Annotated in this window: 9 protein-coding genes; 1 reads left to right on the top strand and 8 read right to left on the bottom strand. The window is 39.4% G+C overall.

Features of this window, described 5'->3' with window-relative positions; genetic code table 11:
* On the top strand, positions 1-198 hold a 198-nt coding region (locus ACYQ4S_RS09635; RefSeq protein WP_459770838.1), incomplete at its 5' end, for a hypothetical protein.
* A gap of 67 nt (positions 199-265) precedes the next feature.
* On the opposite strand, the gene ACYQ4S_RS09630 is transcribed toward ACYQ4S_RS09635, so the two are convergent.
* The 8 genes from ACYQ4S_RS09630 to ACYQ4S_RS09595 all read right to left on the bottom strand — a co-directional run bounded on the left by ACYQ4S_RS09630 (position 266) and on the right by ACYQ4S_RS09595 (position 8,244).
* Positions 266-2,194: a fructose-bisphosphatase class III gene (locus ACYQ4S_RS09630; protein ID WP_459770836.1), complete on the bottom strand. Its 1,929-nt coding sequence runs from the start codon at positions 2,192-2,194 to the stop codon at positions 266-268.
* Between the two features lie 142 nt (positions 2,195-2,336).
* Positions 2,337-2,756, bottom strand: a complete 420-nt coding sequence (locus tag ACYQ4S_RS09625; protein ID WP_459770835.1) for a GlcG/HbpS family heme-binding protein — start codon at positions 2,754-2,756, stop codon at positions 2,337-2,339.
* A gap of 73 nt (positions 2,757-2,829) precedes the next feature.
* Positions 2,830-3,345 carry a cob(I)yrinic acid a,c-diamide adenosyltransferase gene (locus ACYQ4S_RS09620; RefSeq protein ID WP_459770833.1) on the bottom strand — a complete coding sequence of 172 codons (516 nt, stop codon included), beginning with the start codon at positions 3,343-3,345 and terminating at the stop codon, positions 2,830-2,832.
* A gap of 18 nt (positions 3,346-3,363) precedes the next feature.
* Positions 3,364-3,735 carry a glycerol dehydratase reactivase beta/small subunit family protein gene (locus ACYQ4S_RS09615; protein ID WP_459770831.1) on the bottom strand — a complete coding sequence of 124 codons (372 nt, stop codon included), beginning with the start codon at positions 3,733-3,735 and terminating at the stop codon, positions 3,364-3,366.
* Positions 3,719-5,539, bottom strand: coding sequence for a diol dehydratase reactivase subunit alpha (locus tag ACYQ4S_RS09610; protein WP_459770830.1), 1,821 nt, complete (start codon positions 5,537-5,539; stop codon positions 3,719-3,721). Before ACYQ4S_RS09610 ends, ACYQ4S_RS09615 begins: the two co-directional genes overlap by 17 nt.
* 25 nt (positions 5,540-5,564) lie before the next feature.
* Positions 5,565-5,993, bottom strand: a complete 429-nt coding sequence (locus tag ACYQ4S_RS09605; protein ID WP_459770829.1) for a diol dehydratase small subunit — start codon at positions 5,991-5,993, stop codon at positions 5,565-5,567.
* 16 nt (positions 5,994-6,009) lie between these two features.
* The gene (locus ACYQ4S_RS09600) at positions 6,010-6,552 is read right to left on the bottom strand and encodes a propanediol/glycerol family dehydratase medium subunit (RefSeq protein WP_459770827.1); all 543 of its coding nucleotides are present in this window, start codon (positions 6,550-6,552) and stop codon (positions 6,010-6,012) included.
* A gap of 27 nt (positions 6,553-6,579) precedes the next feature.
* Entirely contained in the window at positions 6,580-8,244 is a 1,665-nt protein-coding gene (locus tag ACYQ4S_RS09595) for a propanediol/glycerol family dehydratase large subunit (RefSeq protein ID WP_459770825.1), read from the bottom strand.
* Positions 8,245-8,394: the final 150 nt, after the last annotated feature.

The raw sequence follows: 8,394 nt of genomic DNA, 5'->3' as shown, positions 1-8,394 counted from the left end.
GAATGGATCATCAAAAGCGACTTTTTGAAATTTTTCTCCCCCATGGGGGAGAAAGCTCCATTCTTTCAAACAGTTAATCAATCAACTAAGTTAAGAACAATTCTTAACTACAAACTTATTATACGAGTGAGGGAGTCAACTGGCAAACCCTCTATTCCCTATTTAAAAAAGCAAGCAGAAGCATGCCTTCACGAGTAGTTATACTCAAATCCAAACAAAACCAAAAACAAAGACAGGTCTGCTAGCCATTGCTCAAGAATTTGATTTAATCATAAGCTACATAGTGAATTAGTTTCTGAAGATCGTCTATTTGGGATTGAATTGTTTTGCCAATGGTTGTATCTTTGATTAGTTTTCTTTCCAGCTTCTTGTCTATCATGTGTTTAAGTGAAGCATCTCTCGATTGACTTTTAATAAGTTCTTCTACCGTGACAAACATTTTATGCGTGACCAATTGAAAACCATATGAATTATTTAACAGAGAATAACCGGCTATACCCGTTGTCTCTTGATAGGCCTTGTTCATTCCGCCGTCAATAACAAAGACTTTTCCTGAAGCTTTGACTGGTTCTTCTACCTGTCTAACTTTAACCGGAGTATGGCCATTAATAATTTTTGATTTCTTAGGATCCAGATTAAACTCTTTTAAAATTTTATCGGCAATCACTGCATTGTTCCTCAAATCAAAATAGGCATTTCTTTCTTCTTTATACATATCCTTGTTATTGACGTAGTATCTCTCAAAGGTAGTCATTTTATTTCTACCAAATAAAGGAGACAATGGACCTGCCCAAGCGTACCATTCAAGATCAGTAGATAAATTATCCTGTATTTCAGGATGAGCTGCCGATTCGCGTATATGATACTCAAAATAATCTAGTAATAGCTTTCCTGCAAGTTTTTTACCTTCCAACATTAAGCAGCTGAACTCCCCATTATTTTTTAAAGGAATGCAGCCATGATATAAAAGCTGATCATTGTAAACAAGGTACATACTTCCTTTACGGATGAGAAACTTATTAATCTGTCTAAGTTTTTCTGATTGCTGAAAACTGTCTAACAATGTTTCAACCACATATTCTTCCTCTGAACTCAATCGATTTGGATCCTTCTCATCGATCCTTTCGAAAGGAAAGTTATGGAGATGATAATAATTGCTCTCGATTTTTATCTTACCTTGTTTAAAATTTAAATTTTTTAATAGGTTACGCTCAGCTAAATTAAATTCAGGTCTCCTGTCTATCAGTTGTCCTTCCAGCTTAAACTGCATAACAGCAAGTGCCTGGTGTACCTTATTAAGCAAAGACTCACTCTCCTCGTTAAAGATACGTCTTGCATCAGAAGAAACTTTGGGATTAAATGACTTGTGTACAGCGTAATGATTTTCAGCATAGAAAAATAATGGTCTTAAATTTAATCCGTATGTTTTTTCCAGTTCATACAAATATCCGTATCTGGAGGCAATACGAAGCAGCGTTAGTAAATTAACTTTCGAGCCATGAATAGCTCCGAGCCAGAGGACATCATGGTTACCCCACTGTATATCTACAGAATGATGTTTTATGAGCTGTTGCATCACAGAATACTCCCCACCACTGCGGTCAAAAATATCCCCAACTAAATGCAGATGGTCTATTACTAACCTGGGAATGACTTCGCATAGAGAGATAATAAATGGCTTTGCCTGCTTAAGTTTAATTAGTCTTTCCAATATACTTTTATAATAGGCATTTCGATCTCTATGAGAGGACGGATCAGTGTACAAAAGCTCTTCGATAATATAGCTGTGTTTTTGGGGTAATGCTTTTCTCAATTTTGAACGAGTATACTTAGTCGAACAAAAGCCGATAAAATCGATTAAATCTGAAATCGTTTCATAATACCACTCTTCTGTTTTTTCACTCGGATGCATCGTTGATAGTACTTTATCAGGGTAACTGATCAGAAAACTGAACTTATTTTTATCGTGTTCATCCCGCTTGTCTCCATAAAAGTTTTCAATCTTTTCCCTGACATTGCCTGAACCCGTTTTTAAAATATGCTCAAATTCACTTGAAGCGCCGTGAACATCTGATAAATAAAGCTCTGTTCCTTTTGGCAGATTTTGTATGGCTTCCAAATTCATCAATTCTGTGTAGATGGATTCCAGCGTATTATACTTATTTCTCAAAAGCTCATAATATTTGTCTTTCATAATGCTGTTCCCCCCGAAAATAAATAAAAGCAGATAACAACAGGGTATATATCTGTGGTTATATCTGCTTTTATCCTATTAAAAATTTCCTGTCCTTCAGAATACTTCAACACCTGACTTTAAATCACAGCCTCACTTTCAGTTATAAACTTAAAGCCGCCCTAGCAATAGTCATATCTTCTTCAACACTGCCTCCACTGACACCGACTGCTCCTACAACTTCGCCGTCGACAATAATTGGAAAGCCCCCACCAAACGGTACAATTTTACAGTTGTTGGATAATTCCAGGCCATAAAGACTTTCTCCAGGCTGGACAAGTGGAGCTATAGTATCTGTACTGGCTTTTAATGCCACGGATGTGAAGGCTTTATTTATAGCAATTTCAACACTGGTGAAAAAGGCTTCTTCCATTCTGTGTAGCAGCATCAAATTTCCCCCAGTGTCTACTGCTGCAAAAACAATGGGTACATTTATTTCTTCTGCCTTTGCTTCTGCTGCCTGAGCCATCCGTTTAACTGATTCTAGTGATATTTGCTTGACCGTATTTAATTTTATATCCATTTAGTTTTCCTCATTTCGTTTAAATTAATATTTTATGCTTTACTTTTCTCTGTTTTCTAAGGTGACATTAGACTTACTGATTGCTTTCCACCCTTGCAAGCGTAAATAACAAGTCCGATAGCCTGTTAGTATATTGTATGATTTCACTTCTAACGTCTTCTACTTCCTTAAGTGCAACCAATACTCTTTCAGCCCTTCTAACTACTGTTCTTGCAACATGGATAAATGAGGACACTTCATTGTCCCCAGGAATAATAAAACTTCTAAGCGGCTCAAGTTTTTCAGCATAGCTGTCAATTATGTTTTCGACCGATTCAATATCTTCTTTCGTCAACTTTTCTGACAGCATCTGCTTTCCCTTGTCGTCGATGGCAAGTTCAGCTGATATTAAAAACAGTTTTTGCTGGGCTGTATATATTGTGTTTTTAATGTCCTCATCTTTGGTTAAGGCACGCACGACCCCAAGAGTTGCATTTACCTCGTCAAACGTACCATAACACTCCACTTTTATATCATTTTTCGATACTCTACTCCCACCAAGCAAAGCTGTTTTGCCTTTATCACCTGTTTTAGTGTAAATAGACCCCATCTTTTTCCCCCCTGTAAATCATACTTTAAGCACACTTTTTTTTACCAGTCGGGCAGCATTTCCTCCCAGCAATCTTAACGTTTCCGGCTTATCATCGAGCTGTCCTGTCAGAAGTGGCTCTCCTTCTTTTAATTTACTATGATGAATGGCTACCGTCTGATCGGAGCCAATGCCAATGCCTATCCCTAGACTTGAATCCTGAGAGGCCAAAAAACCTAATTTAACTGCCTCAGAGTGTGTTTCTTTTTTTATACTATAGGGAATACCTTCCTCTTCAATTCCCCAGAGTATGTTGTTGACTTCTCCTAAATCATCTGTTGATAATGCGCCATATATATATATACTGATTCTATTTATCTTACTCTCCATCCACTCACCTATTTTTCGCATAGTCTAATATTAATCCTGTAGCGACTGCATTTCTTGGGCCTTCAATCCCTCGAATATTCCCCCTGCCTGCCACCACACCATATTCGGCTAGAGCGTCTGTGACGAGTTGCGGAATTTCAAAATCAAGAGATGAACCGCCTACCAATACGACAAAATCAATTGTCCTGATATTTCCGGTTGGAGACACTGATTTCAAAGCGCGTATAGAATTAGTTACGAACACTTTCTTCTTTGCTTCTCTTCGGATTGTTTTTATTTTCTCAAGAGAGAGATTGATTTGAAGTGGAATCATTTCACCCTCTTTTATAATGATTGTTCGCGCAAATAATTTAGGATCAACAGGCTTTTCAAAAAATTCAACGGTACCATCTTCGTGTCTAAGATGAAATAAACTTTCAACTTTGGCCAAAGGGTATTTTTTAATATCTTCTGCTAAATCAAAGCTCTCCAGTCCCATTTCTGAATTAATCAGCATCGTTACCATATTCCCTGCTCCAGCTAAATGAGTTGAGTTAATCACATGATTCTGATTAATTATAGATGCATCCGTTGAGCCTGCTCCCATATCTAAAATAGCCAGTGGTTTATCTGTCCCTGGTGTAGTCAGCGCTCCACCAATAGCCATATCAGCTTCCACTCCACCTACTTCAACCTTAACCTCTGTGTCGTCAATTAACTGGTCTGCGATTTTTTCCATCTGCAGTTTGTCCGCTTTTACCATTGCCGCAATGCCTACAGCATTTTCTAGAGAAAATTCCTTTGCTATTCCACCTGTAACTTTTTGTGGAATTAAGGTATCTACTGCCAGCAAATCTTGTATTCTTATGCTGTCAAGGGACTGTCTGGTCAACTCTGACATAACCTGCCTGACACGTTCGAGCATGCCTCCTGCGTTTGTACCTGCTTCACCTTTTATATCGTCAATAACTTGATGATAGGCTGCAGCTTTCATGATATCTTCAGCACCTGCTTCAACATCAACTGCTTTTTCGCCTCGATCACCTTTGAAAATAATTTGGCCGGCTGGAATTTTCTTTTCTTTGACATCGCCTTCTGGTGTCTTTATCACCACTGCAGAGCGGTTACCAATCAGTGCTCTTGATACAGGAACAATTTGCTTTGTTTCTTCAGAAGTTAAATTAAATACTGTTGCTATACCATAAGGATTTGATAAGGACTCAACGACACCACCAGGAGGAGCCACCTCAATTGCTGCCTTCATTTTCAACGGCACTTTTTCAATTAATTCTACTTCATCAATAATTGGAATATTATTGTTCAGCCTATTGTTGATCAGGACACCATCATCGTTTTGCAGGATGGCGCCCACTACCTTAATGCCGCGTTCGACAGCATCGTTAATGTGCTTTGATGCAGCCAGAAAATTGGTATCCTTACCGACAACAACAATGATCGGCTGATCTCCAGATAAATGAGGAAGCTCTTCTATAACTTGTGTTTCGCCCACACCTATGCCATTTCCTCCCGGAGTAGAAGGATTATGGCCAATCATTGTAGATTCGGTTATTATCGTTTCAGTAATGGTTTCCATGGCAACATCACCGATAACGGGCGCCGCTTCGTTCACTCTAATTAAGTCCAGACTCGTTTTATCTATCCCGGCTTCCTCCAGTGCTTTATCCAGTGATTTATGAACACCTTTAATGTTTTCCTTTGTCCCTTTGATGCCTGTTGTCGAAACAATTCCACTGGCCAGAAAGGTAAGAGTCCCGGAGTCTTCAATTTGAGCGAGCGCCACTTCAGTGGTTGCATTCCCTATATCTATCCCTGCGATGATTTCCATTTACTTCCTCCTACATTCACTAACACTATTCTTCTGTTTTCAATTTATTCCTCTTTTTGTATACCTCTACAGCTTCTCTGATAAATGCGCCATTAATCACTGCATCATACTTTTCTTCAAGCTCTTCTGCTATAGCAATTAACTCTTCGCTCGTTGAACGAAAAGGTCTTAAGGCATTATATATTTCCAGCAGCCTGTCATCCGGAATTGCAATAAGTTCGGCAGCTCTTCTAAAATTTCGGGAAATAGCTTTTCGGTCATCCGCATCAGAAATCTGTGCCTGAAGTTCCAGTGTTTCTGGTGAAATTCTGACATCTTCTGGCTTCACTTGACCATTCATTACCTTTTCCAAAGTAATGTCATTTAATGTTTTTCCTGTAGGTGCTTTCAGCAAATCCGGTCTTTTTTCTGACAAAGGATAATCTTTTTCTGCACTTAACTTTCTATTGACCATTTTGTCACTCCTATTCTTAAAACGTAACGTCCAGTTCTGTAGATTTTTCTCCTTCAACAACATGCTTTGTTTCTTTAATATGCAGCAGTGCTGCCTTGGCTTGAAATTTCGGTCTAGCCATTTGATCATTTTTAGTTGGAACAGGATTAGGTGATTCTTCTTTTGCATATTTTGCAGCATTTTTTCCAATCATTCTATAGGTTTCGAGGTTCAGCAAAGGCGCCTGCGAAAAAATCTCCAGATTATTCAACGGCTGTAAATCCTGCTGGTGAATAACCGTTGTCCCTTTTGACTGAATGCCGATGCCGATACCTGAACCACTAAGCTTAGCTGCTTCAAGTGATATGAAGGACACATCTGATGTTTTCGTTACACGAACAACACGCGGATGCAAGCCCTCTTCTTCTATCCCTGCCATCATTTCCACTAAAATCTCGTCATGAGGAACATCGACAATACTTTTAGTTTGATGCTTCAAGAATGCAGGTCCCAGACCAATAACTACTTCATCTTCTCGTGTGCCTTTTACTGCCTTGCCTTTCTCACTCAACTTAATCATAAGCTTTCCCTCCACTTTCAGCTTTTATCAGTCAATGTCTTCCGGTTTAACTGCATTAGGAATGTTCTTTATCTGATTCCATCTTTCTTCACTTATTCGGTATCCTGTTCCCGGTCCTTTGTAGTCGTTTATATCATTGACCGCACTTATTACTTTAAAGTCTTTGTCAATGATAGCTGAAGTATGCAAGTAATCTCCTGATATTCTTTGTTTAAGCATATTGAGCAAGTTTTCGGCAACATCATCAAAGCCGCCCCGACTCAGTGCCTGAACAACGTCAATTCCAGTCAGTCCCTTACTCATCATCTCTTCTGCTGCTTTCAAATCTTCTACAACATTACGGTCCGGCATATCTTTGCTTCCATGCGCGTACGTTGCTGCTTCCACCTCTTCATCAGTAATTGGAGGCAGATCCAACTCAGAAAACACAGCCTGAATGGCCCGCGCTGCTTTATTTCTTACTGCAACCGTTTCTTCTTCGGTCACTGGTCTTAAGCCGCCGTCCACCATCAAATCTCTTTGTAAAATATTGTAGTCATCAAAATCCTCTGCATCGAAATTAGATCCGGCAAACATATTATCGTAATTGGGAACTGCACTGTATCCTGAGAAAATAAAATCGGTTCCCGGCAGCATTTGCATCAATGTTCTAGCCGTTCTCCGAATATCTGAATGGGAAAAGGTCTGATCATTGGCCGAAGCACATTCGATATCTAGCATCATGGCAATTAAATTCTCAGCTAGTACAGCTCGAATACCTGAAGGAACAGCCCCAGTCATTCCAATACAGCTTACTGAGCCATTTTGAAGACCTTGAACCCCTGCCCCTTTTGTAATATAAATACATCTTGTTTCAAGATACAACATGGATTTCCCTTCTGTGTATCCCATCAATGCTTCAGAGCCGGTACCTGATGTGAACCGTATTTTTAAACCTCTGGATGCATAGGCGGAGGCTAAAAATGCTTTAGACCAAGGGGTATCATCTCCATCGGTAAATACAGCCTCTGTTCCATATACTGATACCGTTTCAGCATAGCTGGTAAAGCCTCTCATACCTAATTCTAATTCCGTTGCTTCCTCAACAGCGCACTGTGTCAGTACTCCTCCTCTTCCCACTTGGGCACCAACAAGTATTCCCAATGCATTAAAAGGCGCATATCTAGCAATTCCCACTGTTGTTTCCTGCTCGTCAAAGCCACGAATGGCTGCTTCTGCTGCATCCGCTGCAATCTGCACTATATTATCTTTTAAATTAGTAACGTGACACTGATTGGATGGTGTTTTTCGTGCACGCATTTTCTGAAGTGCCATCATCATTTCCACTACATTCATAGTACCGACGACTTCTACAATCTTTGCTGGTGTCATAGCTGTTGTCAGTTCGACAATCGACTGACGGTCAACATTAATGTCGACAAGCTTTTTTGCCAGTTCAGTGGAGTCCATATTCATAACTTCTTCAGCATTATCCAACTGAATGGCATAGTCAGCAATAAATTGATCAATCATATCAAAATCTGCTCTTTTTTTGCCGTCAAGTTCCACCACACTGTTATTTTCAACTTTTATACTCGGTTTAGGATCATTGGGACTGTCCATTGCTATCAGCCCTTCATCTGCCCACTCTCCAATAAACCCATCTTTATTAACTGCTCTTTTACTTAGTGCTTCAAATCTTTTGGATTTCATATTATTTCCTCCTCGTAAACAGCTGTTACTGTCAAATTTTTTTGTTCTTAAAGGTCTATAACCGTTGTTCTATCAAGGAAAAGACAAAAAACACTTGCCCCTCCCTCATTTATCGGTAAAATAGTAGGTATCCGACTACCAAACTATCCC

It is taken from the genome of Alkalibacterium sp. s-m-28, from assembly GCF_054658175.1.
Note: the sequence above shows the minus strand (reverse complement) of the source record. Positions and strands in the feature narration are given on the sequence as shown.